Source organism: Chengkuizengella marina (genome assembly GCF_009910845.1).
In the GTDB taxonomy this organism is placed as follows: domain Bacteria; phylum Bacillota; class Bacilli; order Paenibacillales; family KCTC-33759; genus Chengkuizengella; species Chengkuizengella marina.
Genome location: NZ_SIJB01000022.1, coordinates 43,332 through 61,654, shown reverse-complemented (window position 1 = coordinate 61,654; position 18,323 = coordinate 43,332). Strand labels below are relative to the sequence as shown.

The following is an 18,323-nucleotide window of genomic DNA, read 5'->3' as shown; positions in this document are numbered from 1 at the left end:
CATTTTTGATCATATTTTTTAGAAAAAAACGTCAAAAACATTGATTTATTGATTATTTAAATTAAAATCAGATATTGTTAATTTACTGTAAGTATGCTTTCGTTAAGGGAGTAGTCCAACTGAGCCTTTTGATCTGTAGAGGCTAACCCATTTGTCGAACTGAACTACGTGCTATCGAAAGTTCTTCACATATCGCTTTCATACTCTTAACGCAAATAATTCTCTGCTAAAACCTTCAATTCATATTCAACTTTAGATTTTCTACCCATAATAAAACTCCCCTTATGATATACAGTTATATTTTTTAAACTGTTTACCGTAAGGGGATCATATCAGCTTACTGGGCGTTTATTAGCCAGATAGATTTAATTCATTCATGGAGGTTTCAAAACTAAACTATCTCTTCAAAATCGCAATTAAAAAAGGAGGGTTATTTTTTTGATTTAAAAATTGATAACTCAGAACTTGATAATATTGCTGAGGTAAGTTTTGTACCCATGTAAGTACAGCGTCTGCTTCTTTTTTTCCTCCTGGATGACCAGAGTAAACCACTATAGTAATGATTCCGTCTTTTTCCAAAAATAAAAGAGAATGTTGCAGTGCACGTATTGTTGTTTCTTGCTGCGTAATTTTTTTATGATCTCCACCAGGCAAATAACCTAGGTTAAACATGATGGCAGACACTTTTTCATGCATAGAAGGGGGTAATACTTCCAACATTTTATCGTGACTGTTTTTAATTAGATGGACATGTTCTAAAGAGATACCAGCATCAGAGAATCGTTTTACTGTATTTTCAATCGCTGTAATTTGCACATCAAAACCACAAACTACTCCGTTATCACCAACTAATTTTTTAAGAAATAAGGTATCATTTCCGTTTCCAACCGTAGCATCAATAACGATATCCCCTTGTTTTACTCGTTCCTGAATTAATTTATGTGTTTGTCCTAATATCGATAAAAAGCCCACAATGGTTCCTCCATTTTCACAAAGTAACAATTTATATATAGAGAGAGATTTTTAATCTATCATTGCTTAAGTTTAACTTTTCCAAAACTTCCCTTGCCACGTATTTCGATTTTTTAATTCTGCATCAATGGCATTGAGAACCTCCCATTTTTTTAAGCTCCACATTGGTCCAATTAATAAGTCACGAGGAGCATCTCCTGTTAGTCGATGAACAATCATTTCTGGAGGGAGAATTTCCAAAGTATCAACGATTAGTTTGATATATTCATCCTTATCAAGAAAACGTAGCAAGCCAGCTTCCCATTGTTTGACCATTGGTGTTTTTTTCATTAGGTGCAGAAGGTGAATCTTAATTCCTTGCACATCCATGTTTGCAACAGCTTTTCCTGTATCCAGCATCATTTCGTGTGTTTCTTGAGGGAGACCATAAATAATGTGAGCACAAACCCGAATGTTGTGTTTCCTTAATTTTTCAACCGCCTCTAAATAACATTGAGTATCATGAGCACGATTAATCAGATTGGATGTGCTTTCATGTACAGTTTGCAATCCCATTTCCACCCAAAGATAAGTTCTCTCGTTTAATTCTGCCAAGTATTCAATAACATCATCTGGTAGGCAATCGGGTCGAGTGGCAATAGAAAGTCCAACAACTCCTGGCTGTTCTAAAATGACCTCATAATACTCACGAAGCTCTTCTACGGGGGCATAGGTGTTTGTGTAAGCTTGAAAATAACCGATGTATTTGGCATTAGGCCATTTTTGATGTTGTTTATCTCGAATTGTATTAAATTGAGTTACTAGATCATCTCTTCGACTTCCTGCAAAGTCACCTGATCCTCGAGCACTGCAAAAAGTACAACCTCCAGTTGCAATTTTTCCATCTCTATTCGGACAAGTAAATCCAGCATCTAACATGACTTTAAATACTTTTTCATTAAAGGTATTTCTCATCTCAACATTCCATGTATGAAAACGTTTCTCTCCCCAAAGGAGGGGAGAATTTTGTTCTGTTAATTTCATATTTATAATTTATCTCCTTTACTTCATTCCATATTTGATGCTTCTGGGATGAAGTTAAATTAATGCTTAAATATATTTTATATTGTGAATGAATTAATTTCATAATGGTAAAAATTAGAATATAACAAAAGTACATTATTGCTTTTTTATATTACGAGGTCCCCGAAGTATTATTAGTATATTGTAACGAAAAAAATAGCTTTTGCAAAATGCAAAAAATAGGTGAAAATGAAATTGAAAAAAAGTTAAAAATAATCTAAATTCCCACTTGATAAACCTTACATAGTGTGTTAAATTAAAATTGTAAGGATCCTTTAATATCAAGTGTTTAAGCTAAATTGAATTCGGATTGTAAACGCTTTTATTTGTTTTGCTTTTAGTGTTAAAAACTAAAAGAAAATCTTTGTGAGGTGATCCAAATGAATGAAGTAAAAGTTCCTAAAGGGAACGAGAAAATTACAGTTGAATTAACGTTGAAAGAAGCGATAGCTTTAACTGGCATACGTTTTAATCAACAACCAGAATTAAAAACCGTTGCAAAGAAGAAATTAATGCGAACGATTGAAGAAAGTAAAAAATCAAATTTACACTAATATTCCAAAGCTCCTAAGGGGGCTTTTTTTACTGTATAAACTGGGATTCAAAGCTGTTCTTCACTTTTTGCAGTAATGACTGATTTGATAGCTTCTTCAATTTCTTTATAACCAGTACACCGACAAATATTTGATTCAAGCCACTCTTCGATGATTTCATCTTTAGCATTTGGATGTTTTTGAATTAAAGCATTGCAATTTATAATAAAACCTGGTGTACAATAACCACACTGAAAAGCAAAATGTTCTACAAAGCTTTTTTGAACAGGTGTATTCCTTAAACCTTCTATGGTTGTAATTTTTTTGCCAACGCCCTCAACTGCTAACATTAAACACGATTTGATGGGTACCCCATCTACATCAACTGTACAGGCACCGCAATCACCATTGTAACAACCTGGTTTTGTTCCTGTTAATCCCAATCCTTCCCTAATCACAGATAAAAGTGTGTTAGCAGGTCTAACAACTACAGATCTTTCTTCATCATTTATAGATAATGAAATATTCAGATTTTTAGAGTTTGATGAATACATATTACTCAGCCTCCAAAGTAGTTAATGCGTGTTGCAGTGTGTTTTTTAATACAAACTTGCGATATTCTGAAGAACCTTCTACATCGTTTAGAATGGGTTCTGGTAAATGTGTTATCGCTAGGTTTACTCTATGTTGGACAGAAGCGTTTTGTTGGTTTAAGTCTTCTTCAATTTGTTCTGAGCGATAAGGAAAGGGACTCATCCCACTAAATGCTACATGGATTTGTTTTGTTGAGGAGTTCGATGAATTATCTGATGATTTTGTAATGGCGACAACTGTAACTAGTGGATAACCAGTATCCCACTGCTGTCGTTTTTTTATACTGACAAATGGTAGTTGGAGATCATTTTCATTCGTTATGATTTGGACTAAAAATTCACCTTTTTGCAATTGCAATTGTTGATGAAATACTTGTTGAATAGGTACATATTTCAAACCTTGAATACCAGCAATGACAACTTGACTATCTGATAGTAAAAAAGGTAATACAGCTTCTCTGTAATAGATCTGTCCGCAAATGTTGCCGCCAATTGTAATTTTATTGCGGTTGGTATGATCAGCAATTTCTCTTAAGGTTTTTGTTAGTAAAGGAAAATGATTTGCATCTTCAATGATAGTTAGTGGAAGACAAGCGCCTAAAACCAATTGATTGTCCTGTATTCGTAAAATATTACATTCTGGAATGTCTTTGATATCAATAACAGCTTTTGTATAAAGAAGATTTATTCGTGCAAGTGAAATGATTTCGGTACCACCCGAATAATATATAGGTTGTTTTCCTTGAGAATCTAGTGTTTGAAATAATTGAACTGCCTCATAGATGGAAGCAGGTTTATAGTATTCAAAATCAAATTGTATCATGGGTAACACCTTCTTTCGTTTTCCAAATTAATTCTGGGATAAGAGGCAATTGATTAAGCTCAACTCCAGCAGCAAGGGATAAACTGTTAGCTAAAGCGGCTGGCATACCAATTAATCCATGTTCACCTACACTTCGTGCACCATAGGGGCCATCTATCACAGGAGTTTGAACAAATTCCACATCATACTGAGGATGTTCACCAAAACGTAGAGGACGGTAAGTTCTAAGTTGGGGATTTATAATTTTTCCCTGTTGATCAAAAATAAAGGTTTCTCGTCCAGCAAAACTTAATCCCATGCTCATTCCACCCATGACTTGACCTAAAGCGGCTTTTTCATTGAGTATTTTTCCAATGTCAACGACTGTAATTGCTCTTATAATTTTATAAGTGTAATCTGAACGATCCAATTCAACCACAACCCCTTGTGCAGCAACAGTCCATTCTGGACCTGGATTTCCTCTCCCAGTGTCTTGATCAAAATAAGTGATGTGTCTTTGAATATAATGGCCCTTGCCAATAATTTGACCTCCAACAGCATTTCCGTTTGGGTATTTGTATCCATAACAAATATCTTTAATATTTAAATAGAGTTCTGGATTATCTCTTAAAAAGACTCTACCAAATCCAACTTCTAAATCTTCGTTAGAACATCTCAATATACATGCAGCTAATTTTTTTAACTGATAAATGACATCATCAGCTGCGCTAAGTAAAGCTCGACCCGCCATAAATGTTCCTCTGCTAGATACTGTTTTCCAATGTTCAGGGGTAGATAGTGTGTTGACTTCCATCTGCACATAGATTTTATGAATATCCATCTTCATTTTATCCGCTAACATTTGTGCAAGAACCGATTTTGTTGCTGTTCCTATTTCTACAACGCCGGAAATAAGATTCATGCTGCCATCAGGGTTGAAGGTTAGTGTAACCCCAGACCCAGCATGAGGATCGATGGTTGAGTTTTTCCAAGTACAGCATATTCCTTTTGCTCGAACCTTCGTATCACTCACCTTTTCAATCTTTCCTTCATCCCAATTGATGATTTTTTTCAATCTGGAGATGCACTCGGATACATTTCCTACATTACTTTTGTTTACAAGTACTTGAGTAGGTGTTGTATCTCCAGATAAAATAGCATTAGTGGATCTTAGGAGTAAGGGGTCCATTTTCATTTTATTTCCTAATATATCCATTGTTCTTTCGAAAGCAAACGTGACTTCTGAATGACCGAAACCTCTAAATGGTGCAGCATATGGATGATTTGTATACATGCATAAAGCATCACACCAAATATTGTTTATGCGATAAGGTCCTGTACAATCAACCGCACCTGCTCTACTGATATCAACCGCTTTATCTGAATATGCGCCTCCATCAAATAAATATAATATTTCCGCTGCCTGTAAAACACCATCCTTCGTACATCCAAGCTTTATCGTTGCGTCTAAACCAATATGGACAGGGGATGTAATCAAATCTTCTTCTCTGGAATTTAAAACCTTCACTTTTCTTCCATTGACGGCTTTAGAAGCTAGGTATGCAATAAGCTCTAATTGAACAGATGCTTTTCCTCCATAAGCACCACCAACTAAAGGTGTATTAACAATTACTTTTCCTATATCAATATCGAAATAAGTGTGCATTAATTTTTTTATCATAAAAGGCGATTGGGAAGAGGAGGTAATTATAACGGTTTCATCCTCACGAATCTCTGCAATGGCACATCTTGTTTCCATTGCGGCATGATCAGATGGAGAAAAGGAAAAATTAGCTTCAACAACAATCTCACTTTTTCTCCAACCTAATTCCATGTTTCCTTTTCGAATCTTTGTACGATTTGCAATATTGGTATTTGCTTCTGGATATACACCTTTTTCGCGGTGATACGAATTTATATTTTCATGAACTAAAGGGGCATTTATTTTATAAGCTTCACTAGGAGAATTGACAACAGGTAGAGGTTCATAGGTAACTTTGATAAGATTAGAAGCACTTTTAGCAATCGCTGGACTATCAGCAACAATAACAGCTACAACTTCACCACAATACCGTACTCTATCATAGGCAATGGGGGGACGATCACGGATTTCTTCACCTGTTAGAGGAAATTGCTCTCCAGCCAAGATAGCTCGAACACCAGAGAGTTTCCATGCTTCAGATGTGTCAATATGTGTAATTCTTGCGTGAGCATAAGGACTGATGTTCATTTTTGCATGAAGCATAGATACGGAAAGGTCATCTGCAGTATATTTTGCTTTGCCAGTTGCTTTATCTAATGCCTCTTTCCGAATTATACTTTTTCCGAGTATATCCATAGCCTATACACTCCCTCTTACATAAGGTTCACTATTAATGTATTAGAGGTATTAGAGGTTTAACACTTTGTCATTTTTAGAGACTTCCATACATTTTTTGCAAATTCATAATCCTCTCTGGTATCTACATCTAAAAAAGGGATGGGATCTTCAAAAGGAACTATAATTCCTTTCTCCTGCCATTTTTCATTGCCCAATATATATCTCGCCCCTATATCTCCTTCCAGTTGCATAAGTATAGGAAACATTTGATGTGAAAATAAAATGGGAGGTCTAATTCTGTTCAGAAAAGAGGCTGCAATAAAATAGGCATTTTCATTATGTAAATAACGTTCAATTAATTTGTTTATTATATCTTTAGATATAAAAGGTTGATCCGCGAGCAGTATCATAATAGACTTTGCTTGTAATTGCATCGCTTTTTTTACTCCACATTTTATTGAATATGCTTGCCCCTTAATTGCTGATTTGCAAGTTTGTTGAGTCCACTTATCTCTCAACAGTGGTGATAACAGAAAAGGGGAGATCCATTGAAGATGATCTTGTTTATTAGTTACAACTACTAGATGATCCAATGAGGATTTTATCGCTTCTTTTAGTGTAATATTTCCTAGTGTTTGCTCTCCTAGTGGTAATTTCAACTTGTTATTTCCCATTCGCTTGCTTTTTCCTGCCGCGAGAAGTACACCAATGATAGGATCACTCATCATTTATCCAACTCAAACTCATTTTGGAGTAATGGTGTACGTAAACATTGAATCAACTCTGCAACGATGCTAATAGCTATTTCCTGAGGACCTTTTGCTCCAATGGTAAGTCCGATAGGTGAGCGAAGGAAGAGGGGGATTGATGTACGATTTAACAATTTTTCTGTTCGGACACGGGGTCCAAGGATACCTAGATAACGTAAATCTTGATGAATGAGTGTGGATAGAATTTCTTGATCTCTTTGAAAATGATGCGTCATGATGACAACATAATCTTGAGGGGTAAGGTTTAATTTAATAATCGTTTCTTTTGGGAATCCTACAATCAATTGGTTTGCAGAGGGAAAGTGATTATAATTACAGAGTTCTCCTCTCCAGTCACATAAGGTAATTGAAAACCCTGATAATGCTGCAAGTGAAACTAGCGGTTTTACATCAGGTCCTGCTCCAAAAATAATGAGGCGAGGTTTGGGCAAAAATACGTGTGTATAAATCAAGTTAGATTCAGATTTTTGAACACCGCTTTGAGGTGTAAAGAATGTGTTCCCTTCAAATAAGTAATAAAGGTTATTTAGAAGTTTCAAATCTGCTGTTAATATTTTTATATGTAAAATAGGAATATCTTGATCAAGAGATTTTTTTATATGAAGCATATTTTCTTTTAGCCTGTGATCTAGAAGCTCTAATAAAATAAATATAACACCATTACACCCAGCTCCTTGTCCCCATGAGATATCTGTTTTATCACTCATATCATATGTAATTGTAAGAGATTTGCCATTTTTAAAAACCTGTTTGGCTCTGATAGCAAGGTCACTTTCTAGGCAACCTGGGCTTAAAACACCAACTTGTAAGCCGTTCTCTTGAATTAACATCATAGTCCCTTCTTTTAAATATGCTGTACCTTCCACATGAATAATGGTGGCTAATACGTAATTTTTTGTGGAGTGTTCAATAACCTCTAATATTTGATGAATATTCTCCATACCCATTTTCCTCCAAAAAAGAAGTTTCACTGTAGTATATTTAGTTTTTGCAAATTTATAACATGATTTGTTTATATCTAAATGAAAGTCATCTATCGGAGTTTTTATTTCAAAATTTTAATGAGTTTTTAGATTTATAATTAAAAAAGCATGTAATTTCAAAGAGAAATCACATGCATGTTATGTGTGTGCTTTGTATTTTAAATTTAATATATGAGTGCCTTTTATATCCTAATAATTATAATGCTTGTTCTGTCGGGCGAATAATAATTTCGCTCACATCTACATGGTCTGGTTGTGATACTGCATATGCAATTGCTTTTGCAATATCTTCACCTGTTAAAGTTTGTACATCTGAATAATTTTCTTGCAAGTTACGGATGATATTCTCATCAGAGATTGTATGTGTTAATTCAGTTGCTACAGCTCCTGGACAAATAATCGTTGTGCGAATATTCTGCCCTGATTTCATTTCTTGACGTAATCCCTCAGTGATTGCTCTCACAGCGAATTTTGTACCACTGTAAACAGAACTTGTTGGCATCACTTTATGACCTGCTACAGATGATATGTTGATAATATGTCCAGATTTTTGTTCTTCCATGTATGGGAGAACAGCACCAATTCCATAAAGTACACCTTTAATATTCACATTCACCATGCGATCCCATTCATCCACTTTTCTACTGCTTATAAATGATAATGGCATAATTCCTGCATTATTCACTAGGATATCAATTTGACCAAATTGCTCAATCGTTGCTTTAGCTAATGCTTCAACCTCTGCAAAAGAAGTTACATCTGTTACTTGGTAAGAAGCCTCACCACCATGACGAATCACTTCAGATTGTAACTGCTTTAATCTGTCCTCTCGTCTTGCTGCTAACATGACTCTAAATCCTTGTTTTGATAATTCTAGTGCTGTTGCTTGCCCAATCCCACTACTAGCTCCTGTGATAATGGCTACTTTTTTACTCATATAAATCACTCCTAATTTTTTATATTCATTATAGACTTTTTATATTTATATTGTCTAAAATATTTCTGTGATAACTATAACATTTATTTTTTACATTGTAAACAAAAAGAACATAAAAAGTGTAAAATGTATATTGTGATGTGACTATATGGTATAATAATTAATAGAACTAAGGAGGAAATAATATGCGTAAAATTGATGCTGAATTAAGGGAAGAGATGAGAAAAACATACGTAGGTAAATTAATGAATGTGATTCGTATAAAAGGGTTTAATTCTTTGAAAATACAAGATATGGCTGAGCATATGCAGATCAGTAAAGCTTCCCTTTATAACTATTTTTCTTCTAAAGAAGAAATCATACAAGAGCTTACTGGGACTTATATTGCATATTATAAAGAAGTGGATCAAACTATTTTAAACAATGAAATCACTTATATAGATCGTTTTCAAAAATTATTTGAACAAGAAGTACTCACTTTTATTTATATTTCAGAATTATTTTTAGAAGAATTAAAGGTTGGTTTTCCTGACTTATATGAAACAATCATTTCTGCACGTCGACAAAGAAAAATGAATATTAGACAGTTTTATGAGATGGGTATGAAGGAAGGAATATTCCATTCATTAAATCCAAGTATTTACACTGTACAAGATGAAGTGATGTTGAGAAAATTACTTGACCCAGCTTTCTTATTAGAGGAAGGACTAACAATAAAACAAGTGTTATTAGATTATTATCAAGCCAAAAAAATTCAAGTGTTTAAAGATCAAGAGTTAAAAAAAATGAATGATAAATCAACGATATTGGAAAAAATTGAGTACCTTACTCGTAAGTTATCTAATTCGTATTCCTCATAATTTACTAAGTAGTAATATTATACAACTTATATTTGTTGCTCAAAAAGTATAACTGATGATAAGATATCAATGATTACGAACTTAGAGGATAAACGGGGGTTACATCTACATGGGCAGATTGAGACGCCGATCAGATACAATTGAGTTTTTAGAAAACGCTAAAGATGTGGTTGAACTTAAACCACAAGCTAATAAAGGCAAATGGAAAGACATTTTTGGAAATGACAATCCTATTCACGTAGAGTTAGGGATGGGAAAAGGAAAATTCATTTCAGAAATGAGCTTGAAGTATCCTGAATTCAATTTTATAGGGATAGATTTATATGATGAGTTAGTTAGAAAAGCAAGTGAGAAGGCATATGATTTGAGGGAAGAACAAGGGGTTTCAAACATAGATAATTTAAGACTTGTCTTAATGAATATAGAGAAAATAGAGGAAGTTTTCGAAAAGAATGAAATTGATCAAATATATTTAAATTTTAGTGATCCATGGCCCAAAAAAAGACATGCTTCTCGTCGATTAACGCATACAAATTTCTTGAATAAATACCAATATGTTTTAAAAGATAAGGGAGAAATTCATTTAAAAACTGATTCTGTTTCCCTCTTTGAGTTTTCTTTAAATTCATTTGCTGATTTGGATTTAAAAATGAAAAATATAAAGTTAGACTTGCATAAAGAGGGTACGCCTGAAAACCATGTGTTTACAGAATATGAAGAAAAATTTGTGGAACAGGGGATGAGAATCCATCGTTGTGAAGTGATTTTATTGAAATAAAATTGATTTTGCAGTTAAATACCCTCCTAGTCATTATCTGACCATGGAGGGTTAATCTATATAAAGATGATATTTTATTCATTAATTGGTTTAATGGTAAATAGGTTTCCTCCTTCAGCAGGTGCAGGAGTTGGAGGATTATCAAGTTTATCTACACTTAAGATATCACACAACGGGATAAAACTTGTTGATTCAGTACCAGGGATATTAAAAATGTTTCTAGCAACTAATACTTCATCTCTAACATCAATAAAGATACCAACAGCAACAGCAATATTAACTCCTCCAAAAAATGTAAGTCCAATTAGATCAAATTGATCAAAATTTTCTTCGATTGCTTTTTTCAATGATGTTGTACAACAATTACAGTCTTGAATTTTTTTAGGGCATGTTTTACTTTTTCGTTTAGACACGTTCTCACCTCCATGAACCATTAATTATATGAGACCAATAAGGTTTCATATATTAATAGTTTATTCAGTGAGTTGGAGATGGGATTGTATTATTGGACCTGTTAATTTGTCTTAATTTTCTCAAATCAGACAATTGATCTCATCTACAGAGAATTGAGTTGTACAAAAAGAATTTGATTGAAATGTGATTTCTTGTTGCTGCACCAACTGATTTAGCCAAAATTTTAGTTCTTCAATTGAAGTAAGTTTTTCTGCCAGATGATGATTTAAGAAAAATTGACAATTATCTTCCTCATGACCTGGAATAGGGTTATAAAATAACATGGGTAGTTGTTTTACTAAACCTTCTGTACAAGTGATTCCGCCTGGTTTTGTGATTAACAAATCTGAAACATCCATTAATTCATCAATTGCTTTAGTAAAACCAAAAATATGGATATTAGGGTGTTGAAATTTAGTATTTGAAATGATCTTTTTTCGAGCCTTATCATTATTCCCCATACAGATAATGAATTGAATTTTATCCTTCCATAACAATAAATATTCCATTAATTCATTGTATTTCATCATTCCCCAGCCGCCCCCCATAATTAACACAGTAGGCATAGTTTGAAGTCCAAACTTGTCCCTTATTTTTAACTTTTCATTTGTTTTCCAAAATTTAGAGTGTATTGGAATGCCAGAGATCATAATTTTTTCTTCAGGTACATTTTTTTTAATTAATTGTCTTTTTATTTCTTCAGTAGGTATTAGATATTTATCTGTCTCTGGTGTGATCCAAGCCCCATGTATAACATAATCAGTAAGTACTGTATATAAAGGTATTTGAAGTCCTAATCTTTTTAATCTGGCAATCACGGCGTTGGGGAAAGGATGAGTACAGAGGATAGTATCTGGTTGAAATTGTTTAATAAATGTATAAGTTCTAGCGTAAAAGATACGATGGAGAAGCATTTGAGTAAAACGATTAAGTGAATTTTCATATTGAGATTTATACAGTTTCTCATATATTTTGGGTTGTACATTTAATGTTTTACGGTATACATTAAAGAAATGAGGTGCTAAATTTGGATGAAGAAATTTTAATAATTCAATTACTTTGGTATCAATAAATTGATTTTTTAACCCATCAGAAATGGCATATGCAGCTTGTGTATGACCTGTCCCAAATCCTTCTGATAAAATGAGTACATTTTTTTGTTGCAAAACAGCGCTCACCTACTTCTGATCGTTTTTTTAAAATAACTAATATTTATTTCCAAATTCTATTTCATAAATATTATGATTGATGATAAAATTAATTTTCCCCGATCGGCGAGCAGAAATTCAAAAAAAAATTCCCATTTGAAACTAAAAAGCTTTCTAGATTAAGTTATCCTAAAATGTTTGTCACGGATATACCGGTTAATGTACCAATGATTAAACCTGCAAATACATCAGATGGGTAATGTAGTCCTAGATATATTCTAGAGATTGCAACGATGAAACCTAATGGCAGCAAAATGATAGTCATTACAGGTATGCTAATGATAAAAGGTATAATAATTGAAAAAATAGCAGCGGTATGACCTGATGGAAAAGAATGATCTTTCAATGGATTTTTATAAGTGATTACATGTTTAATAACTAGATAAGGTCTTAATCTTTTATAAGTTTTTTTAATGATTGCTACTGGAATGTGACTTAAACTTAATGATACTAAACTCATAAAAGCAACATGTTTCCATGGAGCAGATGCAAAAATAGACAACGCTAAAGTAACACATATGGTAAATAAAGCTCCGCCTAAATGAGTAATATTTGTCATGACAATATCTAATATTTTATTTTTTAGTTTTACATTTATAAAGAAAAATATTTGATTTTCAATCGTTTTTAATCGATATAACATATTCCATTCCCACCTTTTAAACCTGACGTCTGAAAAGAAAGTGTTGTATGGGTAATTTTAAAGGAAATTTGTTGATTTTTCCACTTTTAATTTAAGATATATCTCTAACTCTCTTTATAATACTATAGAATAGTAAAAGGAATATAAAAACTATATAAAAAAATTGTATAAAATGAGTTTATTTTTCATGGTGTTTTTTAATTCATATGTTAAACTTGAAAGGAACAATTCGTGTTTATTGAATAAACAAATTGACAACAGCAATTCCATGTGGTATCTTTTTATAGTTAGAACAAATCAACAAGCAGAAGCGCCCGCTTCTCACCTGACTAACATGCTGTTAGCTGGTTCAAATGATAAATCTTATCTCTTTGTGAGATGAAATAAATGATGTGGGCGAATGAATCTGCTCACATTTTTTTTGTTTTAAATTTTTAGCGGAGGTGACACGTTATTAAAGAACATATCATTAACGAATCTATAAGAGCTAGAGAGGTTCGTTTAATTGGAGCCGAGGGAGACCAGCTTGGAATCAAACCCATTAAAGAAGCGTTACGTTTAGCATATGATGCAAATTTAGATCTAGTTGCTGTTGCTCCAACAGCTAAACCACCAGTCTGTCGTATCATAGATTACGGTAAATATCGCTATGAAGCACAGAAAAAAGAAAAAGAAGCACGTAAAAATCAAAAAGTTGTGGATATTAAGGAAGTTCGTTTCAGCTCTAAAATCGAAGAACACGATTATCAAACTAAGCTGCGTAATGTAATCAAATTCCTTAAGGCAGAAGATAAGGTGAAGTGTTCGATTCGTTTTCGTGGTCGTGAGATTACACATGCTGACATTGGTAAAAAAGTACTTGATAGAGTAATCGAAGACGTTAAAGAGTATGCCGAAGTTGAGCGTAGACCTAGACTTGATGGTCGAAGCATGATTATGGTGCTTGCTCCGATAACAAAAAAATAGATGTCCAAAGCTGATTCAGGAAATATACTTTAATTCTTAGGAGGATACAATTATGCCTAAAATGAAAACTCACAGCAGTTTAAAAGGTCGTTTTAAAGTGACAGGCACGGGTAAAATTAAAAGACATAAACGTGGTAAAAACCACTTGTTAGCTAAAAAGTCAGGAAGACAGAAAAACTTAATGAAAACTCAACCAATCATGGCTAAAGGTGACGTTAAACGTTTAGCTCAACAATTATCAAATCTTAAATAATAGTGAACATAGGAGGTAGAAGAAGATGGCAAGAGTAAAAGGTGGATATGTTGCACGTCGTCGTCGTAAAAAAGTATTGAAACTTGCTAAAGGTTACTTTGGCTCTAAACATAGAATTTATAAAACAGCAAATGAACAGGTTATGAAATCATTGCTATATGCATATCGTGACCGTCGTCAGCGCAAACGTGATTTCCGTAAATTATGGATTGTACGTATTAATGCTGCAGCTAGAACTAATGGTTTAAGTTATAGTAAATTAATGCATGGTTTAAAACTTGCAGGTGTAGATATTAACCGTAAAATGCTTGCAGACCTTGCAGTAAATGATACACAAGGTTTCACTAACCTAGCAAATGTAGCAAAAGAAAAAATTAATGCCTAAATTTTTTGCATTCCGATGAAAATATGTTGACTTAAACTTAAGTAGTATATATAATAGTTAAAAATCATTACCCAATCACATATGGATCATCGGCTATGAAAAGGATAAAGGAATAAGGGCACTGTGAACAGAGAGCAGAGGATTTGCTGAAACCTTTGCCATAACCCTTATTTACGAGCTCGCCTTGGAGCTGTTTTCCTGAAAGGTTTAACCTAGTAGGGGGAATCGGTAGGCATACGTTATTATGCTGTAAGTGACAGCTATTTCTTAATCGTTACTTTCTGAGGTTATATATTGTGAAGTATGTAACAAAGTTGGGTGGTACCACGTAAGGAAAATCCTTTCGTCCCATTTTTGCTTTAGTAGAGCAGTGGGATGAAAGGATTTTTTGGTATTTAAAAATAGTTATAATCTTATTATTTTGAGAGGAGGATGTAAGATGAGCACCCAGACGTTAAAGGCTACAAATAAAGAACTTTATGCTAAGTTGATGCAACCGGATGTAATTACAGGATCAGAGATTTTGCTTCGTTCACTACTTTTAGAAGGTGTTGATTGCGTCTTTGGTTATCCAGGAGGAGCCGTTTTATATATTTATGATGCAATCCATGGAAACCCTGACTTTAATCACTTATTAACAAGGCACGAACAAGGAGCCATTCACGCTGCTGATGGATATGCACGTTCAACAGGAAAGGTTGGTGTGTGTATAGCAACTTCTGGTCCAGGAGCTACAAATCTTGTCACAGGAATAGCGACAGCATATATGGATTCAGTTCCACTTGTAATCATTACAGGAAACGTAATGAGCACAGCTATCGGAACAGATGCCTTTCAAGAAGCAGATATCACTGGAATCACCATGCCGATTACAAAACATAGTTACTTAGTTCGGGATGTTAAAGATTTATCTAAAATCGTTCATGAAGCTTTTCACATAGCTTCAACAGGTAGAAAAGGCCCGGTTCTTATTGATATTCCTAAAGACGTATCTGCACTTAAAACAAAGTTTACTTATGATAGTAAAATTAGTATTCGTGGGTATAACCCAACGGTATTACCTAATAAACTTCAAATAGAACGTTTATTAAAGGCAATTGATGAGGCAAAAAAACCAGTGATTCTTGCAGGGGGCGGCGTTGTATATGCAGGAGCACAAAACGAATTATTAAAATTTGTAACTAAAACCAATATTCCAACGATTACAACTTTACTTGGAATCGGGGGCTTTCCTAGCTCAAATGATTTATGGTTAGGCATGCCGGGCATGCATGGAACATATACAGCAAATAAAGCAATTCAAAATTGTGATTTGTTAATAGGAATTGGTGCAAGATTTGATGATCGTGTAACGATGAAGGTGGAAGGATTTGCGCCAAATGCAAAAATAGCACACATTGATGTTGACCCTGCTGAAGTAGGAAAAGTGGTTGAAACAGCAATTCCTTGTGTGGGAGATGTGAAGAAGGTTCTAGAACTTGCAAATAAAAAAGCAAAACCAGCACAATCGGAAGCATGGATTGAAGAATTACAGAAGATGAAAAAAGAATTTCCACTTAAGTATGAAGATGGTGACAATCATCTTAAACCACAATATGTCATTGAGATGATTCATGAAACAACAAAGGGTGAAGCGATCGTTACAACTGATGTAGGCCAGCATCAAATGTGGGCTGCACAGTATTATAGATTCAATCATTCACGTTCTTGGATAACATCAGGTGGATTAGGTACGATGGGTTTTGGTTTTCCTGCAGCCATAGGCGCACAATTGGGAAATCAAGATCGACTTGTGGTATCCATCAATGGTGATGGTGGTATGCAAATGTGTGCACAAGAATTAGCGATTTGTGCGATTAACAATATTCCTGTAAAAATTGTTGTCATTAACAATCAAGTATTAGGAATGGTACGTCAGTGGCAAGAGATCATATATGACAATCGTTATAGTCATATCGACTTATCTGGGAGTCCAGACTTTGTGAAATTAGCTGAAGCATATGGAGTAAAGGGGCTAAGAGCAACCAATAAAGAAGAAGCACAAAAAGCTTGGCAAGAAGCTATGGATACACCAGGTCCAGTATTAATCGATTTTATAGTTGAAAAACATGAAAATGTGTATCCAATGGTAAAACAAGGAAGCACAATTGATGAAATGTTAATGGGGGATTCGTAATATGAATACGACAAAACATACCATTTCAATATTAGTAAACAACCAACCTGGGGTGTTACAACGTGTAGCAAGTTTATTCGGTCGAAGAGGGTATAACATTGAAAGTATTACAGTTGGGAAGTCTGAGGAAGAAGGCCTTTCCAGGATGATTATTGTAACGAATGGTGATCATCATAAATTAGAACAAATTTCAAAGCAGTTGTATAAGTTGATCGATGTAATCAAGGTAATTGATATAAGTGCTAATCCAATGGTTGAACGTGAGTTAGCTTTAATTAAAGTGAACGCTGAACCTTCCATACGTCCTGAGATCATTGGTGTTGTGGAAACTTTTAGAGCAACGATCGTAGATATTAGTCCAAAGAGCATTATGGTTCAGGTCGTAGGAGATTCTGAAAAAGTGAAAGCGATGGTGGAATTATTAAAACCATATGGAGTGATTCAAATCACTCGTACAGGTGTAGCAGCAATGATAAGAGGAGTTTAAATTTATTTATAAAACATGGGAGACTCTTTTGAGTGGGTATACATAGTCTAAGAAGGTTTTATTCTTAGACTATGTATTACCCACTCAAGGGAGAAAAAAAAGGAGGAAATTATTCAATGGCAGTTACAATGTATTATGAAAACGATGCAGATTTAAACGTATTATCAGGAAAAACAATCGCAGTAATCGGATATGGTAGTCAAGGGCATGCACAGGCTCAAAATCTCAGAGACAGTGGTATTAATGTTATTATTGGTTTACGTAAAGGTCGTTCTTGGGACCAGGCAACTAACGATGGATTTCAAGTATATACAGTGGATGAAGCAACTAAAAAAGCAGATATTATTCAAATTTTAATGCCTGATGAAACACAAGGAACCGTATATAGCGAAAAGATTGCTCCAAACTTAAAAAAAGGATCTGCAATTATGTTTTCACACGGTTTTAATATAAACTTTGGACAAATCGTACCCCCTTCAGATGTAGACGTATTTATGATTGCACCAAAATCACCAGGCCATTTAGTGCGTCGTACTTACGTAGAAGGATTTGGTGTACCAGGATTAATCGCAGTTGAACAAGATGCGACAGGAAAAGCAAAAGAGCTTGGTTTAGCTTACGCTAAAGGTATCGGTTGTACACGAGCAGGAGTGATTGAAACAACGATTCGTGAAGAAACAGAAACGGACTTATTTGGTGAGCAAGCCGTATTATGTGGTGGTGTAAGTGCACTTGTAAAAGCTGGATTTGAAACATTAACTGAAGCAGGTTATCAACCTGAAGTTGCGTACTTTGAATGTTTACATGAATTAAAACTAATCGTTGATCTAATGTACGAAGGTGGATTAGAGAGAATGCGTTATTCCGTCAGTGATACAGCTGAATATGGAGATTATGTAACCGGTCCTCGTATTGTTACAGAAGAGACGAAAAAAGAAATGAAGAGAGTATTGGAAGATATACAACAAGGGAAATTTGCCCGTGACTTTATTTTAGAAAACCAATCGAATCGTGCATTCTTTACAGCAACTCGTCGTCAAGAGTCAGAGCATCCAATTGAAGAAGTAGGTTCAAAATTACGTGAAATGATGCATTGGATTAAAAAGTAAATCATTGAACGCCGACTAATATCAACCACGTCC

The 18,323-nt window shown here is 34.2% G+C and carries 20 protein-coding genes and 2 other annotated features; of the genes, 9 read left to right on the top strand and 11 right to left on the bottom strand.

The genetic code is table 11. The features are described from left to right. Positions 1-396: 396 nt before the first annotated feature. Entirely contained in the window at positions 397-972 is a 576-nt protein-coding gene (locus ERL59_RS09460) for a class I SAM-dependent methyltransferase (protein ID WP_160645966.1), read from the bottom strand. Positions 973-1,044: 72 nt separating this feature from the next. After that, positions 1,045-1,995 carry a TIGR01212 family radical SAM protein gene (locus tag ERL59_RS09455; protein ID WP_160645965.1) on the bottom strand — a complete coding sequence of 317 codons (951 nt, stop codon included), beginning with the start codon at positions 1,993-1,995 and terminating at the stop codon, positions 1,045-1,047. Positions 1,996-2,414: 419 nt separating this feature from the next. Between ERL59_RS09455 and ERL59_RS20755 the strand changes: the two genes are divergently transcribed. Then, complete coding sequence (locus ERL59_RS20755) at positions 2,415-2,588, top strand: hypothetical protein (protein ID WP_201763519.1); 174 nt, start codon at positions 2,415-2,417, stop codon at positions 2,586-2,588. Between the two features lie 47 nt (positions 2,589-2,635). Here ERL59_RS20755 and ERL59_RS09450 read toward each other — a convergent pair whose 3' ends face one another. The 6 genes from ERL59_RS09450 to ERL59_RS09425 form a co-directional block, all read right to left on the bottom strand. Continuing rightward, the gene (locus ERL59_RS09450; protein WP_160645964.1) at positions 2,636-3,121 is read right to left on the bottom strand and encodes a (2Fe-2S)-binding protein; all 486 of its coding nucleotides are present in this window, start codon (positions 3,119-3,121) and stop codon (positions 2,636-2,638) included. A gap of 1 nt (position 3,122) precedes the next feature. Next, positions 3,123-3,983, bottom strand: coding sequence for an FAD binding domain-containing protein (locus tag ERL59_RS09445; protein ID WP_160645963.1), 861 nt, complete (start codon positions 3,981-3,983; stop codon positions 3,123-3,125). Further along, positions 3,970-6,300 carry a xanthine dehydrogenase family protein molybdopterin-binding subunit gene (locus ERL59_RS09440; protein ID WP_160645962.1) on the bottom strand — a complete coding sequence of 777 codons (2,331 nt, stop codon included), beginning with the start codon at positions 6,298-6,300 and terminating at the stop codon, positions 3,970-3,972. The genes ERL59_RS09445 and ERL59_RS09440 overlap by 14 nt, the downstream gene beginning before the upstream one ends. A 59-nt stretch (positions 6,301-6,359) precedes the next feature. Continuing rightward, the gene (locus ERL59_RS09435) at positions 6,360-7,007 is read right to left on the bottom strand and encodes a nucleotidyltransferase family protein (RefSeq protein WP_160645961.1); all 648 of its coding nucleotides are present in this window, start codon (positions 7,005-7,007) and stop codon (positions 6,360-6,362) included. Then, positions 7,007-7,993 (bottom strand): XdhC family protein, encoded by a 987-nt coding sequence (locus tag ERL59_RS09430; protein WP_160645960.1) that lies wholly within the window; start codon positions 7,991-7,993, stop codon positions 7,007-7,009. The genes ERL59_RS09435 and ERL59_RS09430 overlap by 1 nt, the downstream gene beginning before the upstream one ends. Positions 7,994-8,231: 238 nt before the next feature. Beyond that, positions 8,232-8,972 (bottom strand): SDR family oxidoreductase, encoded by a 741-nt coding sequence (locus ERL59_RS09425; protein ID WP_160645959.1) that lies wholly within the window; start codon positions 8,970-8,972, stop codon positions 8,232-8,234. A gap of 185 nt (positions 8,973-9,157) precedes the next feature. Between ERL59_RS09425 and ERL59_RS09420 the strand changes: the two genes are divergently transcribed. Next, complete coding sequence (locus ERL59_RS09420) at positions 9,158-9,832, top strand: TetR/AcrR family transcriptional regulator (RefSeq protein ID WP_160645958.1); 675 nt, start codon at positions 9,158-9,160, stop codon at positions 9,830-9,832. Positions 9,833-9,941: 109 nt separating this feature from the next. Continuing rightward, on the top strand, positions 9,942-10,610 hold the full coding sequence (gene trmB, locus ERL59_RS09415) for a tRNA (guanosine(46)-N7)-methyltransferase TrmB (RefSeq protein ID WP_160645957.1): 669 nt from the start codon (positions 9,942-9,944) through the stop codon (positions 10,608-10,610). Positions 10,611-10,684: 74 nt separating this feature from the next. Here the strand turns inward: trmB and ERL59_RS09410 are convergent, their stop codons facing one another. The 3 genes from ERL59_RS09410 to ERL59_RS09400 form a co-directional block, all read right to left on the bottom strand. Further along, entirely contained in the window at positions 10,685-11,023 is a 339-nt protein-coding gene (locus ERL59_RS09410) for a hypothetical protein (protein ID WP_160645956.1), read from the bottom strand. Positions 11,024-11,143: 120 nt separating this feature from the next. Continuing rightward, positions 11,144-12,229, bottom strand: a complete 1,086-nt coding sequence (locus ERL59_RS09405) for an MGDG synthase family glycosyltransferase (RefSeq protein ID WP_160645955.1) — start codon at positions 12,227-12,229, stop codon at positions 11,144-11,146. Positions 12,230-12,395: 166 nt separating this feature from the next. After that, positions 12,396-12,914 carry a phosphatase PAP2 family protein gene (locus ERL59_RS09400; protein WP_160645954.1) on the bottom strand — a complete coding sequence of 173 codons (519 nt, stop codon included), beginning with the start codon at positions 12,912-12,914 and terminating at the stop codon, positions 12,396-12,398. A gap of 296 nt (positions 12,915-13,210) precedes the next feature. Further along, positions 13,211-13,342: a sequence feature (ribosomal protein L20 leader region), on the top strand. A 37-nt stretch (positions 13,343-13,379) separates the two neighbouring features. Here ERL59_RS09400 and infC point away from each other — a divergent pair. The 6 genes from infC (at position 13,380) to ilvC (ending at position 18,290) form a co-directional block, all read left to right on the top strand. Further along, complete coding sequence (infC, locus tag ERL59_RS09395; RefSeq protein WP_160645983.1) at positions 13,380-13,880, top strand: translation initiation factor IF-3; 501 nt, start codon at positions 13,380-13,382, stop codon at positions 13,878-13,880. Between the two features lie 52 nt (positions 13,881-13,932). Next, positions 13,933-14,133 (top strand): 50S ribosomal protein L35, encoded by a 201-nt coding sequence (gene rpmI, locus ERL59_RS09390; RefSeq protein ID WP_160645953.1) that lies wholly within the window; start codon positions 13,933-13,935, stop codon positions 14,131-14,133. 25 nt (positions 14,134-14,158) lie between these two features. Then, positions 14,159-14,518: a 50S ribosomal protein L20 gene (gene rplT, locus ERL59_RS09385; protein ID WP_160645952.1), complete on the top strand. Its 360-nt coding sequence runs from the start codon at positions 14,159-14,161 to the stop codon at positions 14,516-14,518. A gap of 86 nt (positions 14,519-14,604) precedes the next feature. Further along, positions 14,605-14,872: a binding site (T-box leader), on the top strand. An 85-nt stretch (positions 14,873-14,957) separates the two neighbouring features. Further along, the gene (gene ilvB, locus ERL59_RS09380) at positions 14,958-16,694 is read left to right on the top strand and encodes a biosynthetic-type acetolactate synthase large subunit (protein WP_160645951.1); all 1,737 of its coding nucleotides are present in this window, start codon (positions 14,958-14,960) and stop codon (positions 16,692-16,694) included. A 1-nt stretch (position 16,695) separates the two neighbouring features. Continuing rightward, positions 16,696-17,181 carry an acetolactate synthase small subunit gene (ilvN, locus tag ERL59_RS09375; protein ID WP_160645950.1) on the top strand — a complete coding sequence of 162 codons (486 nt, stop codon included), beginning with the start codon at positions 16,696-16,698 and terminating at the stop codon, positions 17,179-17,181. A gap of 116 nt (positions 17,182-17,297) precedes the next feature. Then, positions 17,298-18,290 (top strand): ketol-acid reductoisomerase, encoded by a 993-nt coding sequence (ilvC, locus tag ERL59_RS09370; RefSeq protein WP_160645949.1) that lies wholly within the window; start codon positions 17,298-17,300, stop codon positions 18,288-18,290. Positions 18,291-18,323 lie beyond the last annotated feature (33 nt).